The organism is Streptomyces sp. NPDC047525, assembly GCF_040643025.1.
GTDB classification, from domain to species: domain Bacteria; phylum Actinomycetota; class Actinomycetes; order Streptomycetales; family Streptomycetaceae; genus Streptomyces; species Streptomyces durmitorensis.
In genome coordinates this window covers 1-24,667 of record NZ_JBEYTL010000006.1, presented here as the reverse complement: position 1 = coordinate 24,667, position 24,667 = coordinate 1, and the positions used below count along the sequence as shown (strand labels likewise).

The following is a 24,667-nucleotide window of genomic DNA, read 5'->3' as shown; positions in this document are numbered from 1 at the left end:
ACGCTTGCACCGGCACATCATGACAGGACGTGTCATGAGCGTCACCCCCGATAGACCCTGTCTCAATCGGCGGACGTCCCGGCGTACGGATCGGGGTACGGACCGACGTAGGGATCGGCGTACGTCTCTGCGTACGGAGCGTCCTCGACCCGCCGGAGGATCACCTGCGCGTCGGCTCCGGCCCGCCCGAGCACCTCGACCGCGCGGCAGTCCGGATCGGCGACGAGCGCCACCAGGAGGTCGATGCCGAGGGTGCGCGGTTCGCCGCGCAGGGCGGCCCGCCCGATGGCCGCCTCCATGGCCGCGGCGGCGGACGGCGACCAGCCCGTCTCCTTCACGGACGCGGAGCCGCCCTGGCGCACCAGCGGCACCGCTCCGGAGTCCTCGACCGTCCCCTGCCACTGCAGGCCGTAGCCGATGCTGCGCTGGACGAGATAGCCGAGGAGCCGCACCACCTGGCCCCCGTCGTCGAAGGCGGCCCGCACGTCGGGGTCGGTCTCCAGCAGGGAGTGCAGCAGATGCGCGGTGTCGACCTGCCGGTCCCCGTCCCGCACGGCACGCCGGCGCGCGCCTGCCACCACCGACGCCAGCGCGGCGCTGAGCCGGGAGTCGATGTCTGCTCGGGTCGGGCCGGGCTCGGCGCCCTGCGGGGTACGGCTTTGCACATCTCCCACCCCATCAGCCCCCGAAGGCGGCGTCATCGGCGGCGGGAAGCATCTTCGCGTCCGACACAGGTTGGGTACGCATGTGTGGCTTCTCCTCCTTACGGATGAGATCCCACTCTTCTTCCCTGAGGGGCGCGCGCCGTCTTGATTCGCGCCGGGAACGCAACCGTGGCGCACCGGTCACTCGTCTTTCAGGCATGGAGTGCAGGTGCTGGATGGTCGCGCTGCCGGCGATCGACGGCAGGCAGTACGTGTATCGGGTGTACGCACCCGATGACGCACTGCCCGCCGACCTGTTCTGGGAGGCCTGGCACTGCCACGACGAGGGCCCCTTCCCCAGGGCGTGCGACCTGTTCGACGCGGCGGTCATACGCAAGGTCGGCTGGCTCCCGACCGAGCGGGCCCCACACGAGGCCTAGGCGGGCCGCGTCCCGACGACGACCGTCGCGTACATCTCCTCGTCACTCACCGACCGCGCCACGAGACCGCCGTCGGCGACCGCTTCGAGCGCGTACGGCACCTGCCGCTCGCTCGTCTCGAACAGCAGCCGGCCGCCGGGCGCCAGCCAGCGTGCGGCGTCCGCGGTCACCCGCCGCAGGACGTCGAGGCCGTCCGCACCGCCGTCGAGCGCCACACGGGCCTCGTGGATGCGGGCTTCCGGCGGCAGGAGACCGACCTCTTCGGTGGGTACGTAGGGGACGTTCGCCAGGAGTACGTCGACCCGGCCCCGGAGAGTGCCGGGCAGCGGCGCGTAGAGGTCGCCCTCGTACACCCGTCCCCCCACGTCGGCGACGTTGCGCCGGGCGCACCGCACGGCCGCGGGGTCGATGTCGGCGGCGTACAGCTCGACCCGGTCGACGGCGGCGCCGAGCGCGGCCCCCAGCGCGCCCGAGCCACAGCACAGGTCGACGACGACGGCCCCGGGACCGGCGAGGGCGGCGGCCTCCTGCACGAGGAACTCGGTGCGCCGCCGGGGCACGAAGACCCCGGCGTCCACGGCGATCCGCAGACCGCGGAACTCCGCCCAGCCCAGGACGTGTTCGAGCGGACGTCCTGCGACGCGCCGCTCCACCATGGCGGCGAGTTCGGCGTGGTCACGGGCGGTGGCGACGAGCAACTCCGTCTCGTCCTCGGCGAAGACACAGCCGGCGGCGCGCAGCCTGGTGACGATGGCGGAAGGGGCCAGGGATTCTATGGGTGATGACGCGGGTGACGAAGGTGAGACCGACATCAGAAGTGAAACCTTTCGGGACGCCTGTGGGGCTCCCTCGGTCACCTATGCCGGGTGAACCGCGCGGTCGCGAAGGGGGAGCGCCCTACCTGCTGCTGCGGTGATGGGTCTCACCTCCCGGGTCTCTCTGCCCGCGTCCGTCGCGGGGAGGGCAACAGTACCCGACCCCGTACGGGGCGGCTCGGGCGGAGGGTCCACAATATCTGACGGTTCATCAGTATTGAATGTTCCAGGGCCTGCGGCTACGTTCCGCGACACCGCAGCTGCGCCCGCCGCAGCGCCCAACGAGAAGGGGTCGTCGCATGGCCGAAGTCAGCGCGGAAGCACGGATCGAGGCGCCCGCAGAGAAGGTCTGGGCCCAACTCACCGACTTCTCCTCGTACGGCGAGTGGAACGCCACGCACACGAGTTTCCCGAAGGGCGGCCCCACCACGCTGGAGGTGGGCGGCACGTTCGCGGAGAACATGAAGCTGATGGGATTCCCCGCCGAGGTCAACTGGACGATCGAGGACCTGGAGAGCGAGCGCACCCTGGCCATCAAGGGCAAGGGCCCCATGGGCGTCACGGTCGGCACCCGCTACACGCTCGCCCCCGACGGAGGCGCGACGAAGGTACGCATAGACGGGGAGTTCACGGGCGCGGCGGTCTCCCTGATGGCGGGCAAGCTGAAGGACTCGGCGACGGCGGCGCTGGACGAGTCGCTGCGGAAGCTGGCGGGCCTGGTGACCTGAGCCCGCGTATTCACGAGCCCCCGCCCTTCACGAACCCCCGCCCTTCAGACGAACACAAAGAGGCGCCCCACACACGCAGTGCGGGGCGCCTCAATGGCACTGGGGGTCGTCGACCCCCACCACCTCAGTCCTCATCGGCGAGGATCAGGTACAGCTTCTTGCGGGCGTCGTTGATGACCGTGAGGGCCTTCTCGCGCTGGTCCTTGCTGCCGGTCTTCCAGACCTGGCCGAACGCCTCCATCAGGCCGAAGCCGGCCTGCCGGATCTCGTTCAGCGTCTCCCAGTCGACTCCGCGCCCGGCCTCTTCCCAAGGCGCGTCGGGACCTTCCTCGGCCGCGGTGACGCCGGCCTCGGTGAGCGAGAAGAGCTTCTTGCCGCCCTCGCTCGCGCTGCTGATCAGGCCCTCGTCCTCCAGGAGCTGGAGGGTCGGGTACACCGAACCGGGGCTGGGCTTCCATGCCCCGCCGCTGCGCTCGGCGATCTCCTGGATCATCTCGTAGCCGTGCATCGGCCGGTCCTTCAGGAGAGCCAGGATCGACGCGCGTACGTCGCCGCGCCGCGCCCTGCCTCGCGGACCGCCCCTGCCGCCTCGTCCGCCACCCCAGGGGCCGCCGGGCCCACCGGGACCGCCGAAGCCGGGCCCAAAGGGACCGAACGCGGCGCGCCGCCCCTCGAAGCCGCCGCGACCCTCGTGTCCGGGGCCGCACTTTCCGCGTCCGTGCTCGTGTTCATAACCGTGGGAACGCATGGCAATCACTCCTCAGTGTGCTTGATCTTGTACTTGCGTAGGTGATCTATCGCGCCATCGTTGATCTGTCGCGATGCGTCAACGATATATCGGAACTGTTCGGATGGCAAGGCTCCTCGGGAAGGCGGGCAGAGCCGCAGGTCAGAGGGGCGACGCCGGGGAGAGCGGGTCACACAAGGGCTGGGCGGTGGACCGGTCGACTGCACGTCGGCGACACCTCGGCCGAGCCGCGCCGCGTCACCACGGGTCGGGCCACCAACCCCCGATTGGCCTTGTCCCACCTCCGCATCGGCCCGCTAGCGTCGTCGACATGCCGACTTCTCACCGCATCCGCATCGTCGACGCCTTCACCGACCGCCCCTTCGCGGGCAACCCGGCAGGCGTCCTCCTCCTCGACGCCTTCCCCGAGGACGCCTGGCTCCAGAACGTGGCCGCAGAGGTCAACCACGCCGAGACCGCCTTCGCCCACCCCCTCCCCGCGGACGCTGAAGCCGACTGGGCGCTGCGGTGGTTCACTCCCGCCACCGAGGTCGACCTCTGCGGCCACGCCACGCTCGCCACCGCCCACGTCCTCCAGGTCACCGGCACCGCCGACGGCCCCGTACGGTTCGCCACCCGCAGCGGCGTCCTGACCACGACCGCCCGCGCCGACGGCACCATCACCATGGACTTCCCCACCGCCCCGCTCACCCCGGCGAAGATTCCCGACGGCGCGGCCCAGGCGCTCGGCGCCGAGCCGCTGGCCGTGTTCGACGCCGGGGCGAGCCTCGGTGACCTGCTGGTCGAGCTCGCGGACGAGAAGACGGTGCGCTCCCTCACCCCGGACCACAAGGCCCTCGCCGAGTTCTCCGAGCGCGGCATCATCGCCACCGCACCCGCCGAAGACCCCACCCGCGGCTACGACTTCGTCTCCCGGTGCTTCTTCCCCAACGTCGGCATCGACGAGGACCCGGTGACCGGCAGCGCCCACACGGCCCTGGCCCCCTTCTGGTCCCAGCGCCTCGGCCGCGCGGAGCTCACCGGCCTGCAGGCCTCGGCCCGCAGCGGCCTCGTCCGCACCGAACTGCGCGGCGACCGCACGCTCCTGACGGGCCGCGCCGTCACCGTCATCGAGGGCGAGCTCTACGCCTGACACGCCGGACGCGCCTGGCATCACTGTGGGGACGTACGACCCCGTCGTACGTCCCCACAGTGACGCCAGGAACCACCCGCCCGCCCGCCGCCTAAGGCGTGGGCAGCCACCCCACCTTCCCCGCGAGCAGCGCGTATCCGACGAACGCCCCGATGTCCAGCAGCGAATGGGCCACCACCAGCGGCCCGACCCTCCCCCACCGCCGGTACAGGAGCACGAAGACCACCCCCATCGCCATGTTGCCGATGAAACCGCCGATGCCCTGGTAGAGGTGGTACGAGCCGCGCAGCACCGAGCTCCCGACCAGCGCGGCCATCGGCGTCCACCCCAACTGCCCGAACCTGCGCAGCAGATAGCCGACGACGATCACTTCCTCGAGCACCGCGTTCTGCACCGCGGACAGCACGAGCACCGGGTACTTCCACCACACGTCGGGCAGGTCCTCCGGCACCACCGTCAGGTTGAACCCGAGCCCCCGCGCCGCCAGATAGAAGGCGATCCCGGTGCTGCCGATCACCGCCGCGATCGCCGCCCCGCGGCCCAGGTCCGGCCAGGGCCGGCTCCGGTCGAAGCCGATCGTGCGCAGCCCGGCGCCCTCCCTGATCAGGAAGTGCGCGACCAGCGCCACCGGCACCAACGCCGTCGTGATTCCGAACAATTGCCACGCGAGATCAAGCCATGGCCGCCCGGGAGCGGCCGACGCATTCATGGTCGCCGCCTGGTCCTTGAGACCACCCGGTCTGGTGACCGATCCGACAAAGCTGATCAGCGCGGACACACCGCTCGCGCCCAGCGAGAGCGCCAGGACGAGCAGTGTCTCGTCCCTGAGGATCCTTCGCGATGGCCCCTCGCCCCGAAAAGAACCGGCCAACGGCCCGGACTCCGCTTGCACTCCGCCTCCAGTTGAGTAATCCCGCCTCATCCCCATCCCCGCCCCGCTAGGGTCTCGAATGTAGTTGCGAAGATCGTGCGCGACAGGCCGAGGGGGACGGACGCCGATTGCGGTCATGCCACCCCCTCTTTCCTTGCTTCATCGTTCAAGGAGGGGCACCACCGCCATGGGACGTCACAGCTTGCCCGATGAGTACGGGACGGACGCACCCGACCCACGGCCACGCGCCCGCGGCCGCACGGTGACCATCGCGACGGCGCTCGTCCTGACGGTCGCCGCGGGCACCGCGGTCGCCGTCCGCAGCGATCTGCTCACCTTCGGCGGCTCGTGCAGCGACGACGCGGTGAGGGTGGACGTCGTGGCCGCCCCCGCCATCGCCCCCGCCCTGCGCACGGCCGCCGACGACGCGCGCGAGAAGGAGGTCTCCTCCGACGGCTCGTGCATCGACGTACGGGTCACCGCCCGCGATTCGTACAAGGTCGCCGACCAGCTGCGCACGGGCACGGGCGACCCCGGCTACGACGTGTGGGTGCCGGACTCCGAGCTCTGGCTCCAGCGCGTCGGCCTGGGCGGCAAGCAGACCAAGGTGTCGCCCGCGGGGAACATAGCCTCGTCCCCGGTTGGCATGGCCATGGTCCCTTCCGCCGCCGAAGGCCTGGGCTGGCCCAAGAAGACGTACAACTGGCCGGAGTTGGCGGGCGCGGCGATGAAGGGCGACAAGCTGCGGCTCGGCGCCGCCGATCCCGCCCGCAGCGCGACCGGCCTGCTTGCGCTCGCCAAGCTGAGCACGTCGGCGAAGAAGTCGGGCGGCAAGGACGGCGACACCCAGGCCGCCGGGATGGCCAAGGCCCTGTCCGCGCGCACGTCCGACAGCGATGGCCAGCTCCTGGACACCCTGGCCCGCGACTCCTCCGGCACGGAGCAGGGCAACCCGCGCCGCAATCAGGCGCTGATCCTCTCCGAGCAGGCCGCGTTCGAGCACAACGCCTCGGCGGGCGAGGAGAACAGCCTGGACATGTTCTATCCGAAGGACGGATCGCCGCGCCTCGACTACCCGTACACGCTGGTCCAGGAGGACGAGCTGTCGACGGACCAGAGCCGGGCCGCCCTGCGCTTCATGACCCTGTTCGGCGACGAGCAGGGGCGCGCGATCCTGGAGAAGCACGGCTTCAGGACCGGCACCGACGACCCCTCGGCCAAGCTCGTCACGGCCGCCGGCGGCCGCACCCCCCAGCCGTACTCCGACGATCCGAGCGAGCCTCCCTCCGAGAAGGAGCTCCAGGAGACGCTCGGCATGTGGACGATCACCGTCCAGAGCGCCAGGATCAGCACGGTCGTCGACGTCTCGGACTCCATGGGCGAGTTCGTGCCGGGCCGGGGCCAGACCCGGATGGAGGTCACCAAGTCCTCGCTCCTGCAGGCGCTCGCGGGGTTCACCGACGAGGACGAGATCGGCCTCTGGGAGTTCGCCACCCTCCTGGACGGCAAGCGTGACTACCGCAAGCTCGTGCCGACCCAGCGCCTCGGCGACCGCAAGGGCGACGGCACCCAGCGGGACAAGGTCTCCGAGGCCTTCAGCGGCCTGGCGCCCATCCCGGGCGGCGCGACCGGCCTGTACGACACCACGCTGGCGGCGTACAAGGAAGCCACGTCCACGTACGCGAAGGGCAAGTTCAACGCGCTCGTGGTGCTCACGGACGGCGCCAACCAGGACCCCGGATCCCTCTCGCGCAGCAATCTCGTCTCGCAGCTGGAGAACCTCTCCGACCCCAAGCGCCCGGTGCCGCTCATCGCCATCGCGGTCGGCCCGAACGCGGACAAGGAGGAGGTCGTGCAGATCGCGGAGGCGACCGGCGGATCAGGTCACCAGGTCGACGACCCGGCCCAGATCCACGCGGTCATCCTCAAAGCCATCATGGAGGCGGGCAGCCACGGCTGAGCCCTGAAAGCTCAGCTCAGCACCGCCGGTTCGGGCAGCCCCACCGGCCAGGTGTGCACCGGGTCCCCCGCGTGCATCAGCTCGGCATAGCGCCGGGTGGTCGCGGCGAGGGCGTCCTCGCGTTCGAGCCCGGTCTCCAGGGCCTGGTGGTACGTCGCCGCCTGCCAGGACGCCCCGTTCACCCGCCGCCTGCACCGCTCCTCGATGACGCCGAGATAGAAGTCCCGGTCGGCGGGCTCGACGCCCCACGCGTCGAGCCCCGCCGCGGCGAGCGGCAGCAGCTCGTCGCGCACCAGAGCCACCGCCGGCACCTCGACGACGCCTCCGTACCGGCCGCGCCGGGGCCACTGCAGACGGGCCTCGATGCCGTCGCGGCAGGCGGTGTCGAAGTTGGCGGCTGCGGCCTCGAAGGGCAGCCGGGTCCACACGGGCCTCGGTTCCTCCGCCAGGGCGCGTACGACGCCGTAGTAGAAGGCCGCGTTGGCGATGACGTCGGTGACGGTGGGGCCCGCGGGCAGGACGCGGTTCTCCACGCGCAGGTGCGGGACGCCGTCGGCGATGCCGTACACGGGGCGGTTCCAGCGGTACACGGTGCCGTTGTGCAGGACGAGTTCGCCGAGCTGCGGCACCCGGCCGTCGTCGAGCACCTCCAGCGGGTTCTCGTCGTCCATGAGGGGAAGCAGTGCGGGGAAGTAGCGCAGGTTCTCCTCGAAGAGCTCGTACGCGTCGCTGATCCAGCGCTCCCCGAACCAGGTCCGCGGCCGCACGCCCTGCGCCTGGAGTTCGGGCGGGCGGGTGTCGGTGGACTGGAGGAACAGCGGGGGCCGCGACTCGCGCCACAGCTCACGCCCGAACAGGAACGGCGCGTTGGCGCCGACGGCGATCTGCGCGGCGGCGACGGCCTGCGCCGCGTTCCACACGTCGGCGAACCTGCCCGGCGTGACCTGGAGGTGCAACTGCACGGATGTGCAGGCCGCTTCGGGCGCGATCGACCCCGACGTGCAGGTCAGCCGCTCCACGCCCTGGATGTCCAGGACGAAGTCCTCGCCGCGCGCGGCCACGATCTGGTCGTTGAGCAGCGCGTAGCGGTCGACGTCGGAGAGGTTTCCCGAGACCAGGTCGTGGTGCGCGAGCGTCGGCAGAATGCCGATCATCACGATGCCCGCGTTCACCTCGTTCGCTTTGCGGTGGGCATAGGCGAGGCCGGTGCGCAGCTCCTCCGCGAGTCGGTCGAGAACGCGTCCGCCCAATCGGTGCGGTGCGATATTGACTTCAAGATTGAACATTCCGAGTTCCGTCTGGAAGTCGCGGCTCGCGATACGTTCCAGCACTTCCGCATTCAGCATTCTCGGCATGCCGTCGGGGCCCGCGAGATTCAGCTCTATCTCCACACCCATCAGGTTCTTGGGCCGGTCGAACCGCTCCTCGTCCAACAGCCTCCGGAGCCCCGCGAGACACTCCCTGAGCTTGGCCCGGTACCGGCTCCGCTCAGCCAGGTCAAACGTTCCTGCTACGACCTTCTCCCCCATCGAAGCGTCCCTCCTCGGATGGGCAGCCAATGATCCGGCCGCTGCGTCTCGGTGGATGATGCCCAGGATGATGCCCTGCAATGTGATCGATAACGCCCCGCACATGCCTCCGGCCCAGTACGCTCGACGCACGATCCGTGCGGCACATTCACCAGGCATGAACGGACGTCGGGGAATCCTCGCACCGCACCCTGGTGAAAAACACCGATGAGAATCGGCCGACCGCTCCTGACAAGGGGGCCGAGGTCAAACGCCCGGGCTCATCCGGAATCGGGATGAAGCCCGCAAAATGGCGACCGAATAACGCCTTGCAGGCAATATCTGGTGCGGTTAGACGAAACAATGCCTGAACACGTGTCGTATAAACTCCGCGAACGAGGCAGAGAGTTGGCGCTCGCGGTCCCCTGCCCCCGCCCCCTCTGACTTCGGAGCAGACAGCGACGTCCGCACCTGTCCTCGTTCCACCGTGCCTGTCGAATGAGAGAGGCGACCCATCATGCCGCTGCAAGTCCCCCCGGCTCCCGCGCCCGCCCTGCGCAGCGTCCTCGCGGCACTCGGTTCACCCACCGCCGTACGCGAAGCCCGCACTCCGTCCCTGCGCGCCGCACAGGGACCGACGAGCCCCGAACTCCCGTTGCCCGTCCACGTGATTGACCGGATCAGCCCGTCGGGCACATCGCCCACCCGGCTCGCCGGGTGGCGCTTCCTGATCCGCTCCGGCGAGCGAGCCGTCGCCGCGGCGGACACGATGCTGACACCTGACGGATGGACCTTCTCCCACTTCTTCGAGGGCCCCTACATCGCGTCCACCGAGCGCGCCCTGCGCCATGCCGAGGCGATGCCGATGCCCTACCAGCCCCGCCTGTTGTCCGTACCCGAGCTCTACATGCTGACACTCTGGCTGCACGGCGACTGCACGGCGGACGGCTCGGGCGGTCACCTCGCGCCCTCCGACATCCTCGTGCCCCTGGCGCCCGCGCCTCCCGGCATCGCGGCACACCGCCCGCACCGCGCCGCGGAGCTCCTCAAGGTCCTCACCCACCGCATGACCCCGGCACCGCTGCTCGGCTCACCCGCCTGACCTCGCCGTACGTTCACGTGCCCCGCCGCCGTTCCCGGCCGCGGGGCTCGGCGCATCCTGTGCCCCTACGGACGCGCGTACGTATGCCCATACGGACTAGCCCGGTATGACCACCCCGAACCACCCGAAGAGACAGTGCAGTTGGGCTGAACCGTCCGGGCGGGTGATACGTCATTAAGCAGTAAGGAGCGCTGCAGCCAAATCCCTGCGGATTGACTGCCGTAGGGCAACACTGGGACCGGACCGACTAAACGGGGGGCGGCCATGAACACCGCATCGAGCCGCAAGGCAGACGTCACAGCCATCACATCGCAGCGAAAGAACCCTTCCATGTGCCAGCACCAACCACCGTGCCCGACAGCCGACTCCGCCGACCGGGAAGCCGCGCTCCTCACGGCGAGCCACCCGGAGCAGGGCTGGAGCCTGCTGTGCAACGGCGTCCTGCTCTTCGAGGACACCGGTGAACTGCTGCCGGACGGCCAGATCATCGCTCCGCACCGGCCACTGGGCACGGACGAGATCATGACCGCCGCCTGACGCGGCGACGCACGGCACAGAGAACAAAGGGGCCGACCCGGAGCAACAACCTCCGGACCGGCCCCCACGCATGTTCGGGACCCGATATCAGTCCTCGTACGCATCCAGCGGCGGGCAGGAGCAGACCAGATTCCGGTCGCCGTACGCCTGGTCGACGCGGCGCACCGGCGGCCAGTACTTGTCCGCGGGCACGACACCGGCCGGGAAGACGGCCTCCTCGCGGCTGTAGGCGTGCTCCCACTCACCGCCGAGCGCGGCAGCGGTGTGCGGGGCGTTGCGCAGCGGGTTGTCGTCGGCCGTCCACTCGCCGCCGACCTTCTCGATCTCGGCACGGATGTTGATCATCGCCTCGCAGAACCGGTCGATCTCGACCAGGTCCTCGCTCTCGGTCGGCTCGATCATCAGCGTCCCCGCGACCGGGAACGACATGGTCGGCGCGTGGAAGCCGTAGTCGATGAGCCGCTTGGCGATGTCGTCGACGCTGACACCGGTCGCCTTGCTCAGCGGGCGCAGATCGATGATGCACTCGTGCGCGACGAGCCCGCCGGGACCGGTGTAGAGCACCGGGTAGTGCGGCTCGAGGCGCTTGGCGATGTAGTTCGCGGAGAGCACGGCGACCTGCGTGGCGCGCTTGAGGCCCTCGCCACCCATGAGGCGTACGTACGCCCAGGAGATCGGCAGGATTCCCGCGGAGCCCCACGGCGCGGCGGAGATCGGGCCGACGCCCGTCTCGGGGCCCGCGGCGGGCTGCAGCGGGTGGTTGGGCAGGTACGGAGCGAGGTGCTCGCGCACACCGACAGGACCGACGCCGGGGCCACCGCCGCCGTGCGGGATGCAGAAGGTCTTGTGCAGGTTCAGGTGCGAGACGTCGCCGCCGAACTTGCCGGGCTGGGCGAGGCCCACCAGGGCGTTGAGGTTGGCCCCGTCGACGTAGACCTGGCCGCCCGCCTCGTGCACCTGGGCGCAGATGTCGGCGACGTGCTCCTCGAACACACCGTGCGTGGACGGGTAGGTGATCATGAGCACGGACAGCTCGTCGCGGTGCTTCTCGATCTTGGCGCGCAGGTCCTCGATGTCGATCTCGCCGTCGTCGCTGGTCTTCACGACCACGACCTTCATGCCGGCCATCACGGCGCTCGCGGCGTTCGTGCCGTGCGCGGAGGACGGGATGAGGCAGACGGTGCGCTGCGCGTCGCCGTTGGCGCGGTGGTAGCCGCGCACGGCGAGCAGTCCGGCAAGCTCGCCCTGCGAACCGGCGTTGGGCTGCAGGGAGACCTTGTCGTAGCCGGTGACCTCGGCGAGCCGCTCCTCCAGCTCACGGATGAGCGTCAGATAGCCCTGCGCCTGCTGGGCGGGCGCGAAGGGGTGCAGCTGGCCGAACTCGGGCCAGGTGACCGGCTCCATCTCCGTGGTCGCGTTGAGCTTCATGGTGCAGGAGCCCAGCGGGATCATGCCGCGGTCGAGCGCGTAGTCGCGGTCGGCCAGCTTGCGCAGGTAGCGCAGCATGGCGGTCTCGGAGCGGTACTGGTGGAAGACGGGGTGCGTCAGGTAGTCGTCGGAGCGCAGGAGACCGCCGGGGAGCGTGTCCTCGGTCTGCGCGTCGAGCGTCTCGATGTCGGCCTCGACCCCGAACGCGGTCCAGATCGCGGTCAGTTGCTTGCGCGTGGTGGTCTCGTCGCAGGCCAGGGAGACGTGGTCGGCGTCGATCTGGTGGATGTTGACGCCGCCCTCGCGGGCCGCGGAGACGAGCTCCTCGGCCTTGCCGGGCACCCGCACGGTCAGGGTGTCGAAGTACGCACCGTGCACGACCTCGACCCCGCCGGCGGTGAGCCCCGCGGCGAGCACGGTGGCGTAGCGGTGGGTGCGCCGCGCGATCGCCTTGAGGCCCTCGGGCCCGTGGTAGACCGCGTACATTCCGGCCATCACGGCGAGCAGCACCTGAGCGGTACAGATGTTGCTGGTGGCCTTCTCGCGGCGGATGTGCTGCTCACGGGTCTGCAGCGCGAGCCGGTAGGCCTTGTTGCCGTCCGCGTCGACGGAGACGCCGACGAGCCGCCCGGGCAGGCTGCGCGCGAACTTCTCGCGCACCGCCATGTAACCGGCGTGCGGGCCGCCGAAGCCCATCGGGACGCCGAAGCGCTGCGTGGTGCCGACGGCGATGTCGGCGCCCAGCTCGCCGGGCGAGGTGAGCAGCGTCAGGGCCAGCAGGTCGGCGGCGACGGAGACGATGGCGCCGATCTCGTGCGCCTGCTCGATGAGGGGCTTGATGTCGCGTACGGCGCCGGAGGCTCCGGGGTACTGGATCAGTACGCCGACGACACCGCGCTCGGCGGCCTCGGCCGGAATGCCCTCGCTCAGATCGGCGACGACGACCTCGACACCCGTCGGCTCGGCGCGGGTCTGGATGACGGCGATGGTCTGCGGCAGCGCGTCGGCGTCGACGAGGAAGACACCGTTCTTGACCTTGCCCATGCGCCGCGACAGGGCCATGGCCTCGGCGGCGGCGGTCCCCTCGTCGAGCAGCGAGGCACCGGAGGTCGGAAGCCCGGTCAGCTCGGCGACGACGGTCTGGAAGTTGAGGAGCGCCTCGAGCCGTCCCTGGGAGATCTCGGGCTGGTACGGCGTGTAAGCGGTGTACCACGCCGGGTTCTCCATGACGTTCCGCAGGATCACGGGCGGAGTGAAGGTCCCGTAGTAACCGAGCCCGATCATGGAATCAAGCACCTGGTTGCGGTCCGCGAGGGAGCGCAGCTCGGCCAGGACCTCGGCCTCGGTGCGCGCTCCGGGCAGGTTCAGCGCCTCGGCGTTCTTGATCACATCCGGCACGGCGGCGGCGGTCAGCTCGTCGAGCGAGCCGTATCCGACCTGCGCGAGCATCTTGGCCCGTGCTTCCACATCGGGACCGATGTGCCGCTGCTCGAAGGGAATGCCCTGCTCGAGCTGTGAGAGCGGGATACGAGGGGTGGCGGTCATTGCGGAGGCCTCCTGGTCTGACGCGACCTGCGAGGGGCACCACGGCGCGGGTACCCGGACGGCCTCCCCCTCTGTCATCTCAACCTGAGAGTTTCACCGGCCCGTGCCTCGCGAGAGACGCCGTGCCGGCTTTCACCGTCGGTGAGGAAGGGATTCGAACGTGCCCGCCCGACGCCCGCCCTACTTTCCAGAGTGACCTCGTCCGTGCGGTACAGGGGCCTGAGAGATTCCGGGGAGGAGTTGCTCCTTCGGCGCCCCCGGTGTCTCCACCGGAGAGCTCTCCCGCACGGGGTCAGCAGCCAAGCGCCAGCCTACCAGCGAGGACAACGGCCGATCCCTCGAGTGGCCGCCTGCCCCGAAGTGCTCTTTCGTAGTGATTACGAACGAACAAGGATGAGTTACGCCCCACTTCGACAAGCCTCGACCAGTTGGAGGGCCCGTGCAGACCGATATCGATCCGCGCAACCTGATCGGCCGCAAGGCGTTCGACCGGAACGGGGCGAAGATCGGCACGATCGACGAGGTCTATCTCGACGACGCCACCGGCGCCCCGGAGTGGGCGGCCATACGCACCGGTCTGTTCAGCAGGGACGCGTTCGTCCCCCTGGAGCCCAGCGAGCTCAGGAGCGACGGCACCCTGTGCATCCCCTTCGAGCGCTCCCTGATCAAGGACGCCCCCGATTTCGGCGTGGGCCGCCACCTCTCCCCCGAACAGGAACTCCAGCTCTACCACCACTACGGCCTGGACATCACGCCCCCGCAGTCCCCACCGCCACCGGACCAGGACTTCGGCCACATCGCGGGCCAGGAGACGCCCTGACCTTCACCGGCCGCCCCCGATTGCCCGCGGCGGCAGGCGCACCGCCGTCACCGCGGCTCCAACGCCTCAGGAGAGGCCACCAGCGGCAAGGGCTCCGCGGGCTCCAGCTCCGGATCATCCGTACGGAACGTCCGCACCCGCCCCGGAACCGACGACTCCGGCGTCTCGAAACGCACCGTGACCCGCCCGAGGCCGCTGCCCTGCACCCACCCGTGCCCGTACTCGGCATGCCGCACATCGTGCCCGGCGGCCCACCGCCGCTCGGCCGGAGCGACCGGCACCTCCACCGTCTCGCCCTCGCCCTCGCCCACGGCCTCCGCCGGAGCCTCCCCGGCCCGCTCCCCCTGCGCCTGAGCCTCGGCCTCCCGCTGCGTCTCCATGGCCTCCTCGGCCTCGGCCTGGGCCTGGGCCTGCGCGAAGAGATCCTCCTGCGTGTAGTCCGCGAGCCCCGTGACGCCCACTCCAAGGAGCCGCACGCCCCCGGTGGTGTCCACGGACTCGAGCAGCCGCGCGGCGGCCTCCCGCACCACTCCAGGGTCGTCCGTCGGCCCACGCAGCGTCTCGGAGCGCGTCAGCGTCGAGAAGTCGAAGCGCCGGACCTTCAGGACGATGGTCCGCCCCGAGTGCCCTGCCGCCCGCAGCCGCTCCACACAGCGGTCGGCGAGCCGCGCCACCTCGCCCCTGACGCGTACCCGGTCATGGATGTCCACGTCGTACGTGTCCTCGACGCTGACCGACTTGGACTCCCGCTCCGCCACCACGGGCCGCTCGTCCCGCGCCAGCGCCATCGCGTACAGCGCGCTCCCGTGCGACTTCCCGAGGAGCCGGACGAGCTCGTCCTCGCCCGCCTCGGCGATCTCCCCGACCGTCATGATCCCGCCCCGCCGCAGATGGTCCCCGGTGGCAGGACCGACACCGGGCAGGGTCCGGACCGACATCGGCGCCAGCAGGTCCCGCTCGGTCCCCGGCACTATGAGCCGCAGGCCGTCCGGCTTGGCATCCTCCGAGGCGATCTTCGCCAGCATCTTGCACGCGGCGAGCCCGACCGAGCCCGCGAGCCCGGTCACCGCCTTGATGTCCGCGCGCAACCGCTCGCCCACGGCAAGCGCCGACGCCTGGTCGTCGGCCACACCGCCCGCCTCCAGGTCGACGAAGGCCTCGTCCAGGCTGAGCGGCTCCACCAGCGGCGACAGCTCGCGCAGCAGCGCCATCACCTGGTCGCTGATGTCGCGGTAGAGCGCGAAGCGCGGCACCAGGTAGGCGGCATTGGGCGCCAGGCGCCGCGCCTGCCCCATGGGCATCGCCGAGTGCACTCCGAACTTCCGCGCTTCGTACGAGGCCGTGGCCACCACACCCCGCGGTCCGAGCCCGCCCACCACCACGGCTTTCCCGCGCAGACTCGGCTTCGCGGCCTGCTCGGCAGACGCGTAGAAGGCATCCATGTCGAGATGCAGAATCGTGGGCGCGGTTCTCACACCTCTGATGCTGCCCTACGCCACTGACAACGCACCGGGATCGCCACCGCCGCACCGGAGGCGTCGGCTGCCTCACACGGCCCTGTTGCGCCGCCTCGCGAGCTCGTCGGCGGGGTTCTGCCGCACCAGCGTCTCCCCGGTGTCGATCCGCTCCCCGTGCAGCTGGGAGAGCGCCGCTTCCACGTCCCGCCACACGACGCCCACGGCGATCCCGAAGACCCCCTGGCCGCCCTGGAGCAGATCGTGGACCTCGTCGGGCGACGTGCACTCGTAGACCGTCGCGCCGTCGCACATGAGCGTCATCCGCTCCAGATCCTGGAAACCGCGGTCGCGCAGATGCTGGACCGTGGTCCGGATGTTCTGCAAGGACACACCCGTGTCGAGGAACCGCTTCACGATCTTCAGGACGACGACGTCCCGGAAGCTGTAGAGCCGCTGGGTCCCCGACCCGCCCGCGGACCGCACACTGGGCTCGACGAGGCCCGTACGGGCCCAGTAGTCGAGCTGTCGGTAGGTGATGCCGGCGGCCGCGCACGCGGTCGGCCCCCGGTAACCGATCTGTTCCTGTTCGGACTGTCCGGACGTGGCGTCCCCGCTCCCCTGAACCGCCATCGGCCTCTTCGGAGAGTGACCGGCCGCGCTGCTGGTGAGCGGATACGGACCGCCCATCGCCGTACCGTCGCCGCTGCTTCTCACGCCGACCTCCGTCCTTGACCTGCCTGCACGACGGTAGGCAGTCACCAGGGGCTCGTCAACGATCGCCACACTCGGCACGCCGAGTGATAATCACCCTAAGAGTGGTTTGCCGTACCGCGCCGCCGGGAAAGGCTTGCCGAATGGTCCGCCGGGACCCTTCGGACGCGACGGACTACTGGCTGTTGGTACCGAAATCCTCGGGCGAGATCTGGTCGAGGAACTCGCGGAACTTCTCCACTTCGTCCTCCTGCTCGTCCGGAATGGCGATGCCCGCGTCGTCGAGGACACCGTCGCTGCCGTAGATCGGCGTTCCGGTGCGCAGGGCGAGCGCTATGGCGTCGGACGGCCGGGCGCTCACCTCGACTCCGCTGGCGAAGACCAGTTCCGCGTAGAAGACCCCTTCTCGGAGGTCCGTGATGCGCACCTCGGTGAGCTCCTGTCCCACCGCCTCCAGCACGTCCTTGAACAGGTCGTGGGTCAGCGGCCGTGCGGGCGCCATCCCCTGCTGTGCAAAGGCGATCGCGGTCGCCTCACCTGGTCCGATCCAGATGGGGAGGTAACGATCGCCTCCCACTTCACGCAGGAGCACGATCGGTTGGTTGGAGGGCATTTCCACCCGGACACCTACGACGTCGAGCTCGTTCACACAGCAACCCTAGGACGTGCCCGGCCGGTTTGGGTAGTCGGGCACCCCCTGAGTCAGGGCAACCGCACTCCGAGCGCACTCTGCACCAGTGCAGAATGCAGCTTTCCTGTCAGCCCCGCGAGTTCCTTCGTACGGGCTTCCGCATGGGCTCTGGTCTGCGGATTACGGTGCCTGCGCAGCGGCGCCACGACCTGATCGACGAGGCCGGCCTCGCGTTCCGCTGCCGACTTCATGGCGCGCAGATGTCTGGGTTCGATGCCGAACCGCCCGAGTTCGACGACGAGCGCGGCCACGGTGACGGCCTCCGCGTCGTAACCGCCCTCCGGCAAGGGCACGATGAGCCCGTACGTCTCCCAGTCCGCGAGCTGCTCCGCGTCGATCTCGGCGGCTGCGAGGAGCTCGGCACGGCCCACCCGGGCAGCGGTGGGCTCATCGGCGTCACTCACGCCCCAGGCGTCACCGGGCTCGCGTGGCTGCCCCAGGGAGGGCAGAGGGGCCCGTTCTCCGCGCTCCAGGGCGTCCAGGTGCTCCCGGATGACCTTGAGCGGCAGATAGTGGTCCCGCTGCATCCGCAGGACGTGACCGAGCCGCTCGACGTCCTGCGGGCTGAACTTGCGGTAGCCGGACGGCGTGCGCTCCGGCTCAATGAGCCCTTCCGACTCCAGGAAGCGGATCTTGGAGATCGTGACCTCGGGAAACTCGTCACGCAGCGCGTTCAACACGGCGCCGATGCTCATCAGCCGACGGTCCTCGGCGGCGGTGCCGTTCCCGGCACCGCCCCTCGGTGTTTGAAGCATGGACCTTCCTGACAGGTCAGATACCGATGCCCCGCTGGCTCGCGTAGAAGACCAGACGGTACTTGCCGATCTGCACCTCGTCGCCGTTCGACAGCGCGACCGAGTCGATGCGCTCCCGATTGACGTACGTGCCGTTGAGGCTGCCCACGTCGGCGACGGTGAAGGAACCGTCCCCGAGACGACGGAACTCCACGTGGCGGCGCGACACGGTCACGTCGTCCAGGAAGATGTCGCTCTGCGGGTGACGCCCCGCCGTGGTCAGCTCGCCGTCCAGGAGGAAGCGGCTGCCCGAGTTCGGACCCCGGCGCACCACAAGGAGCGCGGAGCCGAGCGGCAGTGCGTCAACGGCGGCCTGGGCCTCCGGCGAGAGGGCGGGCGAGGCGGTCTGCCCCGTCACCTCTGCGTCGTAGGCCTCCAGGCCCGAGATGGAGATGGTGGAGGTCGTCTCGGAGGGACGCTCCGGCGCGGCCCCGGCCCGCAGCGGCGCGCCGCAGTTGGAGCAGAACCGGCTCGCCTCGGCGTTGCGGTTGCCGCACCTCGTACACACCAGGGCCATGGACGGATCCTCCTGCCGCGGCTGCCCCGCGGGGGCATTCGATGCGTACGGATCGGGGGGAAACCCTCCACCCGTACTTGAGGTTGACGGTTCTCCGAAACCTATGCGGCCCGGACCGGCAGGGTCAACAGACGACGCGCCCTGCGCGCCCGAAATGTCACCGCCTGGCCCACCGACCTGGTCACGGAACATCGGGCGCTCGGCGCCCTGCCCCTCGGATCCCTCGGCATCTCCATGGCGCGGGGCACGGTGCCGGGCAGTGGCGGGGTTGCCACTGTCCTCACGTGCGCTCTTGCCGAACAACTTCGCAAACAACTTCACGGGCGATTCCCCTTGACCGAAACAGACCCGCCCGTGGGGCAGGACGAACCCTGATTGCACACACCGGCGTACATCGGCAGCACAGACATCCTCACAACGTCCGCATCCGCCAAACAGTTTCCACCACGCACCACGCTTACGGTGCGCCGACCCCCCGCAACCTCATGCCCTCGACCGGCGGCCCCCATGCACCCCCGCCTCACTGGGACGACGACCGAGCGTAGTCAGGCCGCTTCGCCGCTCGCAAGGCGTCCACCACGATCTTCTCCGCTCGCGTCACGGTGACGGTGGCCTGCTCCTTCTCCAGAGTCTGCACCACGCCACCTGGGATGTTCAGTGCCGGCTCGAGGTCCTGCGGCTTGCCGATCACCTTGAACCGGTAGGGCTTGCCGACCTTGCGGCCGTCCACCCGGACACCACCACTGTCCGTATCCGACAGATAGGTGTTGGCCACTACGCGTACGTCATTGATCTGGATGGCCTCGGCACCCGCGGCGCGCAGCTCCTGAATGGCGTCGAGCAGCATGTCCGCCTCAACCGAACCCTTCTTGTCATCGATGGTCAGCGTGATGCCAGGACCCTGCGCGGCCACGGTGCCCGCCAGAATGCCGAGTTGACGTTCCTTCTCGACCGTCTGCTTGCGGGCCTCCTCGGCCTGGTCCGAGCTGTTCTCGAGCCCGGTGCGCTGGTCCTCTAGACGCTGCTTCTCACTTTCCAGACGCTGTGTACGGTCATCCAGTTCATCGAGGATGCGTACGAGATCTTCCTGACGTGCGCCGCGGAGCGCGCTGCTGTCGTTGTTGGACCGCACCTGGATGGCCAGACCGAGCCCCAGCACGAACAGCAGCAGGGCGACGATGAGTTGGGGGCGCGTGACGCGAGGCGGCCAGAGCCCCTCCGCGAGCCGCTGACGGCCGCTGAGCGGCGCCTGCTCGTCCTGCTGCTCGTCCTGCTGCTTGTCCTGCTGTTCGTCCGGCTCGGGCACCGGTCCCCGCACGGGCTCCGCCGGCGCGGCGCCATGCACCTCGGCGGGAAGCTCCTTGCCCCGGTTGCCCCGGTTCTCGCCCCCGGGCGTCTCGTCCGTACCCATCCGCGTCACGCCCTGAAGATGTGTCGGCGGATGGCGGCGGCGTTGGAGAAGATCCGGATGCCGAGCACCACCACGACACCGGTGGAGAGCTGCGCGCCCACGCCCAACTTGTCGCCCAGGAACACGATCAGGGCGGCCACGACCACGTTCGAGAGGAACGACACCACGAAGACCTTGTCGTCGAAGATCCCGTCGAGCATCGCGCGCAGGCCTCCGAACACCGCGTCCAGTGCCGCCACCACGGCGATCGGAAGGTACGGCTCGACCACGGCCGGAACCTCGGGCCGGACCAACAATCCGGCCACGACTCCCACGACGAGGCCCAGTACGGCGATCACGATGTGCCCTTTCCTGCCTTCGGCTCTGCTGTACGTACGGTCACACTCGGTGCTGCCGGCAGTCGGACGTCTTCGTGGACGGAAATGCTGGTCCGTACGCCGAAGTTCTCCTGCAGAGCATGCAGATACTGACCGTCGCGACTGTTCTGGAATCTCGTGCTCAAGCGCTGCCCGTCACCCACGGCAAGCACCGTATACGGCGGTACCAGCGGCTTGTTGTCGACCAGTATCGCGTCACCCGCGGCCCTGATCGCCGACAGGGCCGTCAGCCGCTGGTCGTTGATGGCGATCGCCTCCGCGCCGGACTGCCACAGGCCGTTGACGACCCGCTGCATGTCACGGTCGCGCACCCGTCCGGTGTCGGAGAACCCCGCGCTCTCCCGCGGCCCGCCCCCGCCCTGGTCGGCTTCCTTGGCGTCGTCCACCACAAGCTTCACACCGCGGCCGTGGACCTTGGTGGCACCGGAGAGCAGGGACACCAACTCGCCCTGGCTTCCCCCGTGTTTCTTCAGTGCCTCGCGCTGCCGTTCGCCCACGTCGTCGCGGAGCGTCTCGACGTCACCTTCGAGCTCGTCGGCGTCCGAGGTCGCCGACTCGATGCGGTCGATGAGCTCCGCGCGCTCCTTGGCGACGACCGGAGCCGCTATCCGCGCCTGCGCGGCTCCCACCGTGACCACCAGGGCCGCGAGCACAAGTCCGAGTGCGAGGCCGAGCTTCGCCCGAAGGGGACGCGGCACTCCAGAGGCGCCTTTGGCCTTCTTGCGGGCCGCCGCCTCGGCGTACCCCTCGTCCAGACTGTGGTCCATGACCGTGGTCAGCAGCGACATGGAGGCGTCCGGGCGCCGGGGGCGCGAGGGGGTGCTCCGAACGGGGGGCTGCTGCGGCATGCCGCACATCGTCGCACGTCGCGGGCGTTACCTCCGAATGGCCCCACCGGCGTGCCGGACAGCACCTCTCACGGGTGCCGTCCGGCCCACGCCACCGGTCAGCGACCGGCGCTGTCCACCACGGCGGACCACTCGTCGAGCAACGCCTGGGCGGAGGCGTCGTCGGGCCCCTCGGCCCACAAATGGGTGACGGCCTCGGCGGGGTCCGGCAGCACCAGCACCCACCGGCCATCGGTCTCCACGACCCGGACGCCATCGGTCGTGTCCACCGACCGCTCCCCCGCCGCCTCGACCACGGTCCGCATCACGAGCCCCTTGACCGCCCACGGCGTCGCAAGATCCCGCTTCAGGACATGGGCGCGCGGGATGCGCGCGTCGATCTGGCTCAGCGTGAGCTGCGTCCGCGCCACCAGGCCGATGAGCCGCACAAAGGCGGCCGTACCGTCGAAGACGCTGCTGAACTCCGGGATGATGAATCCGCCCCGGCCGTCTCCACCGAAGATCGTCGACTCGTCACGCCCCACGCGCGTCAGATCGTCGGGCGACGTCGTCGTCCAGTCGACCTGGGTCCCGTGGTACGCGGCCACCTGCTCGCCGATGCGCGTCGTCGTCACCGGCAGCGCGACCCGCCCACTGCGGCGTTCCGCGGCGACCAGATCGAGCATGACGAGCAGCGCGCGGTCGTCCTCGATGATCCGCCCCTTCTCGTCGACGAGCGAAAGCCGCTCGCCCACAGGGTCGAACCGCACACCGAAGTCGGCACGCGACGAGGCCACCATCTCGCCCAGCCGCACCAGTCCCGACCTGCGCGCTTCACGGGTCTCGGTCGGACGCGACTCGTCGAGACCCGGATTGATGGTCAGCGCGTCGACACCCAGCCGCCCGAGGAGGCTCGGCAGCACGAGGCCCGCGCTTCCGTTGGAGGCGTCGACGACCACCTTCAGGTCGGACTCGGCCACACCTGTCGTGTCGACGTTGCGCAGCAGCGAACCGGTGTAGGAGTCGAAGACGCTGGACGGGAAGTGCAGGTCCCCGATCTCCCCGGGAAAGGCCCGCCGGTACTCCTGGCGCGCGTACACCCGGTCCAGCTTGCGCTGGCTCCCCTGCGACAGGTCGGCCCCGCGCGCGTCGAAGAACATGATGTCGACGGAGTCCGGAACCCCTGGCGTCGTCCGGATCATGATCCCGCCGGCACTGCCCCGAGCCGTCTGCTGCCGCGCCACGGGCAGCGGTACGTTCTCCAGGTCTCGTACGTCGATGGCGCTGGCCTGCAAGGCCGAGATGACCGCTCGCTTCAGCGCACGGGCGCCTCGCGAATGGTCACGGGCGGTGGTGACGGTCGAGCCCTTCTTGAGGGTCGTGGCGTACGCCCCCGCGAGCCGCACCGCGAGCTCCGGCGTGATCTCCACGTTCAAGATCCCGGAGACCCCGCGCGCACCGAAGAGATGGGCCTGGCCCCGGGACTCCCAGATGACAGAGGTGTTGACGAACGCGCCGGCCTCGATCGTCTTGAACGGGTAGACCCGGACATTGCCCTGGATAATCGATTCCTCACCGACGAGGCACTCGTCGCCGATGACGGCACCGTCCTCGATGCGGGCGGCCCGCATGATGTCGGTGTTCCTGCCGATGACACAGCCCCGCAGGTTGCTGTGCTGGCCGATGTAGACGTTGTCGTGCACGACGGCCCTGTGCAGGAACGCACCCGTCTTGACCACTACGTTCGAGCCCACCACCGTGTGCTCACGGATCTCGGCGTCGGCCTCGACCTTCGCGTAGTCACCGATGTAGAGCGGCCCGCGCAGCGTGGCGTCCGGGTGCACCTCGGCGCCTTCGGCGACCCACACACCGGGCGAGATCTCGAAGCCGTCGAGCTCGACGTCGACCTTGCGCTCCAGCACGTCGGCCTGAGCCTTGACGTAACTCTCGTGCGTGCCGACGTCCTCCCAATAGCCCTCGGCGATGTACCCGTAGACGGGCTTGCCTTCCTTCATGAGCTGGGGGAAGACGTCGCCGGACCAGTCCACCGACACGTCGGCGTCGACATAGTCGAAGACCTCGGGCTCCATTACGTAGATGCCCGTGTTCACCGTGTCGGAGAAGACTTGCCCCCAGGTCGGCTTCTCCAGGAAGCGCTCGACCTTTCCTTCTTCGTCCACGATGGTGATGCCGAATTCCAGCGGATTGGGAACGCGCGTCAGGCAGACGGTGACAAGCGCGCCCTTCTCCTTGTGGAAGTTGATGAGCTCGGTCAGATCGAAATCTGTCAGAGCATCACCGGAGATCACGAGGAACGCATCATCCTTCAACGCTTCCTCGGCGTTCTTCACACTCCCGGCAGTACCGAGTGGCTTCTCCTCATTGGCATAGGTGAGCTCCATTCCGAGCTCTTCACCATCGCCGAAGTAATTCTTGACCAGGGAAGCCAAGAACTGGACTGTTACTACGGTCTCGGTGAGCCCATGCCTCTTGAGCAGCCGCAGCACGTGCTCCATGATGGGCCTGTTGGCCACAGGCAGGAGCGGCTTGGGCATGCTCGAGGTCATAGGGCGAAGGCGCGTGCCTTCGCCTCCGGCCATTACGACGGCCTTCATGTCGGAAGCGTCCTCCTCAATAGACGACGATCTAGCCGACTTAGCCCGCCAAAATAGGCCCGTATATGTCACTTACGGGACTGCAAGCCTCTACAGCTGCCGAATCGGCAAGCTCAATCGGCCGTGGCGTCCGCACGGACAAGTCGGCGGACCTGAACCACGTAGAGGATCCCTGCCCACCAGTACAGAGTTGTACCCCATCCTGCGAACGCCCATCCGAAAATAGCAGCGAGAGTGCTGATCCAGCCACTTCCGTCGCTGAGGAGCAGTAGTGGAAAGGCGTACATCAGGTTGAAGGTGGCGGCCTTGCCCAGGAAGTTCACCTGAGGCGGCGGATAGCCGTGACGCCTGAGGATCCCGACCATCACCAGCAGAACCAGCTCCCGCAGGAGCAGCACCGCGGTCAGCCACAGCGGAAGAATCTCCCGCCACGTGAGCCCGAGCAATGTCGACAAAATATAGAGCCGGTCGGCCGCAGGGTCGAGCAACCGCCCAAGGTTGCTGATCTGATTCCAGCGGCGGGCCAGCTTGCCGTCGAGATAGTCACTGATGCCGCTCAGCATCAGCACCAGCAGCGCCCAGTGGTCACTCTTGGGACCGCCGAACTCCGGCCTGAGGATCAACCACAGGAAGAGGGGTACGCCAAGGAGACGCGCCATGCTGAGGATGTTCGGGATGGTGAGGACTCGGTCCGTCTGGACGCGAGTCTCCTGGACCTCCACCCGGGGGCCTCCTGTGGGAAACGAGCCGATGATGCCCCCTGACCTTACCCTCAGTTGTCAGCCGGCGGTGCAGAGGGGTAGCCAAGGCCCAGAAAGGCCCCGGAAAAGATCCAGAAACACAAAAAGCCGTGGTCCCTGGACAATAAAGTCCAGGGACCACGGCTATAAATTGAGTTCGGCGGCGTCCTACTCTCCCACAGGGTCCCCCCTGCAGTACCATCGGCGCTGTGAGGCTTAGCTTCCGGGTTCGGAATGTAACCGGGCGTT

General features: G+C 69.1%; 23 protein-coding genes, 1 rRNA gene and 1 riboswitch. Of the genes, 7 read left to right on the top strand and 17 right to left on the bottom strand.

Annotated elements, in window-relative coordinates:
• Nucleotides 1–62: 62 nt before the first annotated feature.
• Entirely contained in the window at nucleotides 63–665 is a 603-nt protein-coding gene (locus ABZ833_RS18245; RefSeq protein ID WP_361047618.1) for a Clp protease N-terminal domain-containing protein, read from the bottom strand.
• A gap of 197 nt (nucleotides 666–862) precedes the next feature.
• Between ABZ833_RS18245 and ABZ833_RS18240 the strand changes: the two genes are divergently transcribed.
• The gene (locus ABZ833_RS18240) at nucleotides 863–1,084 is read left to right on the top strand and encodes a hypothetical protein (protein WP_361047615.1); all 222 of its coding nucleotides are present in this window, start codon (nucleotides 863–865) and stop codon (nucleotides 1,082–1,084) included.
• Here ABZ833_RS18240 and ABZ833_RS18235 read toward each other — a convergent pair.
• Complete coding sequence (locus ABZ833_RS18235; protein WP_361047612.1) at nucleotides 1,081–1,896, bottom strand: putative protein N(5)-glutamine methyltransferase; 816 nt, start codon at nucleotides 1,894–1,896, stop codon at nucleotides 1,081–1,083. The genes ABZ833_RS18240 and ABZ833_RS18235 overlap by 4 nt on opposite strands.
• 302 nt (nucleotides 1,897–2,198) lie before the next feature.
• On the opposite strand from ABZ833_RS18235, the gene ABZ833_RS18230 reads away from it, so the two are divergent.
• Nucleotides 2,199–2,627, top strand: a complete 429-nt coding sequence (locus tag ABZ833_RS18230) for an SRPBCC family protein (RefSeq protein WP_361047609.1) — start codon at nucleotides 2,199–2,201, stop codon at nucleotides 2,625–2,627.
• Nucleotides 2,628–2,751: 124 nt separating this feature from the next.
• Here ABZ833_RS18230 and ABZ833_RS18225 read toward each other — a convergent pair whose 3' ends face one another.
• Complete coding sequence (locus ABZ833_RS18225; protein ID WP_249593144.1) at nucleotides 2,752–3,375, bottom strand: PadR family transcriptional regulator; 624 nt, start codon at nucleotides 3,373–3,375, stop codon at nucleotides 2,752–2,754.
• Between the two features lie 310 nt (nucleotides 3,376–3,685).
• Here ABZ833_RS18225 and ABZ833_RS18220 point away from each other — a divergent pair, with 310 nt between their 5' ends.
• The gene (locus ABZ833_RS18220) at nucleotides 3,686–4,507 is read left to right on the top strand and encodes a PhzF family phenazine biosynthesis protein (protein ID WP_361047605.1); all 822 of its coding nucleotides are present in this window, start codon (nucleotides 3,686–3,688) and stop codon (nucleotides 4,505–4,507) included.
• A 91-nt stretch (nucleotides 4,508–4,598) separates the two neighbouring features.
• Here the strand turns inward: ABZ833_RS18220 and ABZ833_RS18215 are convergent, their stop codons facing one another.
• Nucleotides 4,599–5,399, bottom strand: a complete 801-nt coding sequence (locus ABZ833_RS18215) for a type II CAAX endopeptidase family protein (RefSeq protein ID WP_190084170.1) — start codon at nucleotides 5,397–5,399, stop codon at nucleotides 4,599–4,601.
• Nucleotides 5,400–5,565: 166 nt separating this feature from the next.
• Here ABZ833_RS18215 and ABZ833_RS18210 point away from each other — a divergent pair, with 166 nt between their 5' ends.
• Nucleotides 5,566–7,338, top strand: coding sequence for a substrate-binding and VWA domain-containing protein (locus tag ABZ833_RS18210; protein WP_361047602.1), 1,773 nt, complete (start codon nucleotides 5,566–5,568; stop codon nucleotides 7,336–7,338).
• An 11-nt stretch (nucleotides 7,339–7,349) separates the two neighbouring features.
• On the opposite strand, the gene ABZ833_RS18205 is transcribed toward ABZ833_RS18210, so the two are convergent.
• Nucleotides 7,350–8,867, bottom strand: a complete 1,518-nt coding sequence (locus ABZ833_RS18205) for a glutamate--cysteine ligase (RefSeq protein ID WP_361047600.1) — start codon at nucleotides 8,865–8,867, stop codon at nucleotides 7,350–7,352.
• 496 nt (nucleotides 8,868–9,363) lie between these two features.
• Between ABZ833_RS18205 and ABZ833_RS18200 the strand changes: the two genes are divergently transcribed.
• Together ABZ833_RS18200 and ABZ833_RS18195 are read left to right on the top strand one after the other, a co-directional pair.
• Nucleotides 9,364–9,948 (top strand): hypothetical protein, encoded by a 585-nt coding sequence (locus ABZ833_RS18200; RefSeq protein ID WP_361047597.1) that lies wholly within the window; start codon nucleotides 9,364–9,366, stop codon nucleotides 9,946–9,948.
• A gap of 330 nt (nucleotides 9,949–10,278) precedes the next feature.
• Nucleotides 10,279–10,485 carry a DUF5999 family protein gene (locus ABZ833_RS18195; RefSeq protein ID WP_323178639.1) on the top strand — a complete coding sequence of 69 codons (207 nt, stop codon included), beginning with the start codon at nucleotides 10,279–10,281 and terminating at the stop codon, nucleotides 10,483–10,485.
• Nucleotides 10,486–10,572: 87 nt separating this feature from the next.
• Here ABZ833_RS18195 and gcvP read toward each other — a convergent pair whose 3' ends face one another.
• The gene (gene gcvP / locus ABZ833_RS18190) at nucleotides 10,573–13,458 is read right to left on the bottom strand and encodes an aminomethyl-transferring glycine dehydrogenase (protein WP_361047593.1); all 2,886 of its coding nucleotides are present in this window, start codon (nucleotides 13,456–13,458) and stop codon (nucleotides 10,573–10,575) included.
• A 197-nt stretch (nucleotides 13,459–13,655) separates the two neighbouring features.
• Nucleotides 13,656–13,753: riboswitch (glycine riboswitch) on the bottom strand.
• A 144-nt stretch (nucleotides 13,754–13,897) separates the two neighbouring features.
• On the opposite strand from gcvP, the gene ABZ833_RS18185 reads away from it, so the two are divergent.
• Nucleotides 13,898–14,278 carry a PRC-barrel domain-containing protein gene (locus ABZ833_RS18185; protein WP_361047590.1) on the top strand — a complete coding sequence of 127 codons (381 nt, stop codon included), beginning with the start codon at nucleotides 13,898–13,900 and terminating at the stop codon, nucleotides 14,276–14,278.
• Between the two features lie 47 nt (nucleotides 14,279–14,325).
• Here the strand turns inward: ABZ833_RS18185 and ABZ833_RS18180 are convergent, their stop codons facing one another.
• The 11 genes from ABZ833_RS18180 to rrf all read right to left on the bottom strand — a co-directional run.
• Nucleotides 14,326–15,753 (bottom strand): DNA polymerase IV, encoded by a 1,428-nt coding sequence (locus ABZ833_RS18180; protein WP_361047587.1) that lies wholly within the window; start codon nucleotides 15,751–15,753, stop codon nucleotides 14,326–14,328.
• Between the two features lie 72 nt (nucleotides 15,754–15,825).
• Nucleotides 15,826–16,449: a MerR family transcriptional regulator gene (locus ABZ833_RS18175; protein ID WP_361047584.1), complete on the bottom strand. Its 624-nt coding sequence runs from the start codon at nucleotides 16,447–16,449 to the stop codon at nucleotides 15,826–15,828.
• A gap of 172 nt (nucleotides 16,450–16,621) precedes the next feature.
• Complete coding sequence (locus ABZ833_RS18170) at nucleotides 16,622–17,095, bottom strand: bifunctional nuclease family protein (protein WP_006123076.1); 474 nt, start codon at nucleotides 17,093–17,095, stop codon at nucleotides 16,622–16,624.
• A gap of 53 nt (nucleotides 17,096–17,148) precedes the next feature.
• The gene (locus ABZ833_RS18165) at nucleotides 17,149–17,892 is read right to left on the bottom strand and encodes a MerR family transcriptional regulator (protein WP_361047581.1); all 744 of its coding nucleotides are present in this window, start codon (nucleotides 17,890–17,892) and stop codon (nucleotides 17,149–17,151) included.
• Between the two features lie 16 nt (nucleotides 17,893–17,908).
• Nucleotides 17,909–18,886 (bottom strand): FHA domain-containing protein, encoded by a 978-nt coding sequence (locus ABZ833_RS18160; RefSeq protein ID WP_361048719.1) that lies wholly within the window; start codon nucleotides 18,884–18,886, stop codon nucleotides 17,909–17,911.
• 82 nt (nucleotides 18,887–18,968) lie between these two features.
• Complete coding sequence (locus ABZ833_RS18155) at nucleotides 18,969–19,859, bottom strand: DUF881 domain-containing protein (protein WP_361047578.1); 891 nt, start codon at nucleotides 19,857–19,859, stop codon at nucleotides 18,969–18,971.
• A gap of 5 nt (nucleotides 19,860–19,864) precedes the next feature.
• Nucleotides 19,865–20,197 (bottom strand): small basic family protein, encoded by a 333-nt coding sequence (locus ABZ833_RS18150; protein WP_030794354.1) that lies wholly within the window; start codon nucleotides 20,195–20,197, stop codon nucleotides 19,865–19,867.
• The gene (locus tag ABZ833_RS18145; protein WP_361047574.1) at nucleotides 20,194–21,093 is read right to left on the bottom strand and encodes a DUF881 domain-containing protein; all 900 of its coding nucleotides are present in this window, start codon (nucleotides 21,091–21,093) and stop codon (nucleotides 20,194–20,196) included. Before ABZ833_RS18145 ends, ABZ833_RS18150 begins: the two co-directional genes overlap by 4 nt.
• Before the next feature lie 89 nt (nucleotides 21,094–21,182).
• Complete coding sequence (locus ABZ833_RS18140; RefSeq protein ID WP_361047571.1) at nucleotides 21,183–23,678, bottom strand: mannose-1-phosphate guanyltransferase; 2,496 nt, start codon at nucleotides 23,676–23,678, stop codon at nucleotides 21,183–21,185.
• Nucleotides 23,679–23,791: 113 nt separating this feature from the next.
• Entirely contained in the window at nucleotides 23,792–24,400 is a 609-nt protein-coding gene (locus ABZ833_RS18135) for a CDP-alcohol phosphatidyltransferase family protein (protein WP_249591227.1), read from the bottom strand.
• Nucleotides 24,401–24,573: 173 nt separating this feature from the next.
• Nucleotides 24,574–24,667: ribosomal RNA gene (rrf, locus tag ABZ833_RS18130) — 5S ribosomal RNA — on the bottom strand; the annotation flags it as partial.

Excerpts from the sequence above, each read along its gene's own strand:
- ABZ833_RS18240 (WP_361047615.1), top strand. The coding sequence starts at position 863 with ATGGAGTGCAGGTGCTGGATGGTCGCGCTGCCGGCGATCGACGGCAGG.
- ABZ833_RS18235 (WP_361047612.1), bottom strand. The coding sequence starts at position 1,896 with ATGTCGGTCTCACCTTCGTCACCCGCGTCATCACCCATAGAATCCCTG.
- ABZ833_RS18230 (WP_361047609.1), top strand. The coding sequence starts at position 2,199 with ATGGCCGAAGTCAGCGCGGAAGCACGGATCGAGGCGCCCGCAGAGAAG.
- ABZ833_RS18225 (WP_249593144.1), bottom strand. The coding sequence starts at position 3,375 with ATGCGTTCCCACGGTTATGAACACGAGCACGGACGCGGAAAGTGCGGC.
- ABZ833_RS18220 (WP_361047605.1), top strand. The coding sequence starts at position 3,686 with ATGCCGACTTCTCACCGCATCCGCATCGTCGACGCCTTCACCGACCGC.
- ABZ833_RS18210 (WP_361047602.1), top strand. The coding sequence starts at position 5,566 with ATGGGACGTCACAGCTTGCCCGATGAGTACGGGACGGACGCACCCGAC.
- ABZ833_RS18205 (WP_361047600.1), bottom strand. The coding sequence starts at position 8,867 with ATGGGGGAGAAGGTCGTAGCAGGAACGTTTGACCTGGCTGAGCGGAGC.
- ABZ833_RS18200 (WP_361047597.1), top strand. The coding sequence starts at position 9,364 with ATGCCGCTGCAAGTCCCCCCGGCTCCCGCGCCCGCCCTGCGCAGCGTC.
- ABZ833_RS18195 (WP_323178639.1), top strand. The coding sequence starts at position 10,279 with ATGTGCCAGCACCAACCACCGTGCCCGACAGCCGACTCCGCCGACCGG.
- gcvP (WP_361047593.1), bottom strand. The coding sequence starts at position 13,458 with ATGACCGCCACCCCTCGTATCCCGCTCTCACAGCTCGAGCAGGGCATT.
- ABZ833_RS18165 (WP_361047581.1), bottom strand. The coding sequence starts at position 17,892 with ATGCTTCAAACACCGAGGGGCGGTGCCGGGAACGGCACCGCCGCCGAG.
- ABZ833_RS18155 (WP_361047578.1), bottom strand. The coding sequence starts at position 19,859 with ATGGGTACGGACGAGACGCCCGGGGGCGAGAACCGGGGCAACCGGGGC.
- ABZ833_RS18145 (WP_361047574.1), bottom strand. The coding sequence starts at position 21,093 with ATGTGCGGCATGCCGCAGCAGCCCCCCGTTCGGAGCACCCCCTCGCGC.
- ABZ833_RS18140 (WP_361047571.1), bottom strand. The coding sequence starts at position 23,678 with ATGAAGGCCGTCGTAATGGCCGGAGGCGAAGGCACGCGCCTTCGCCCT.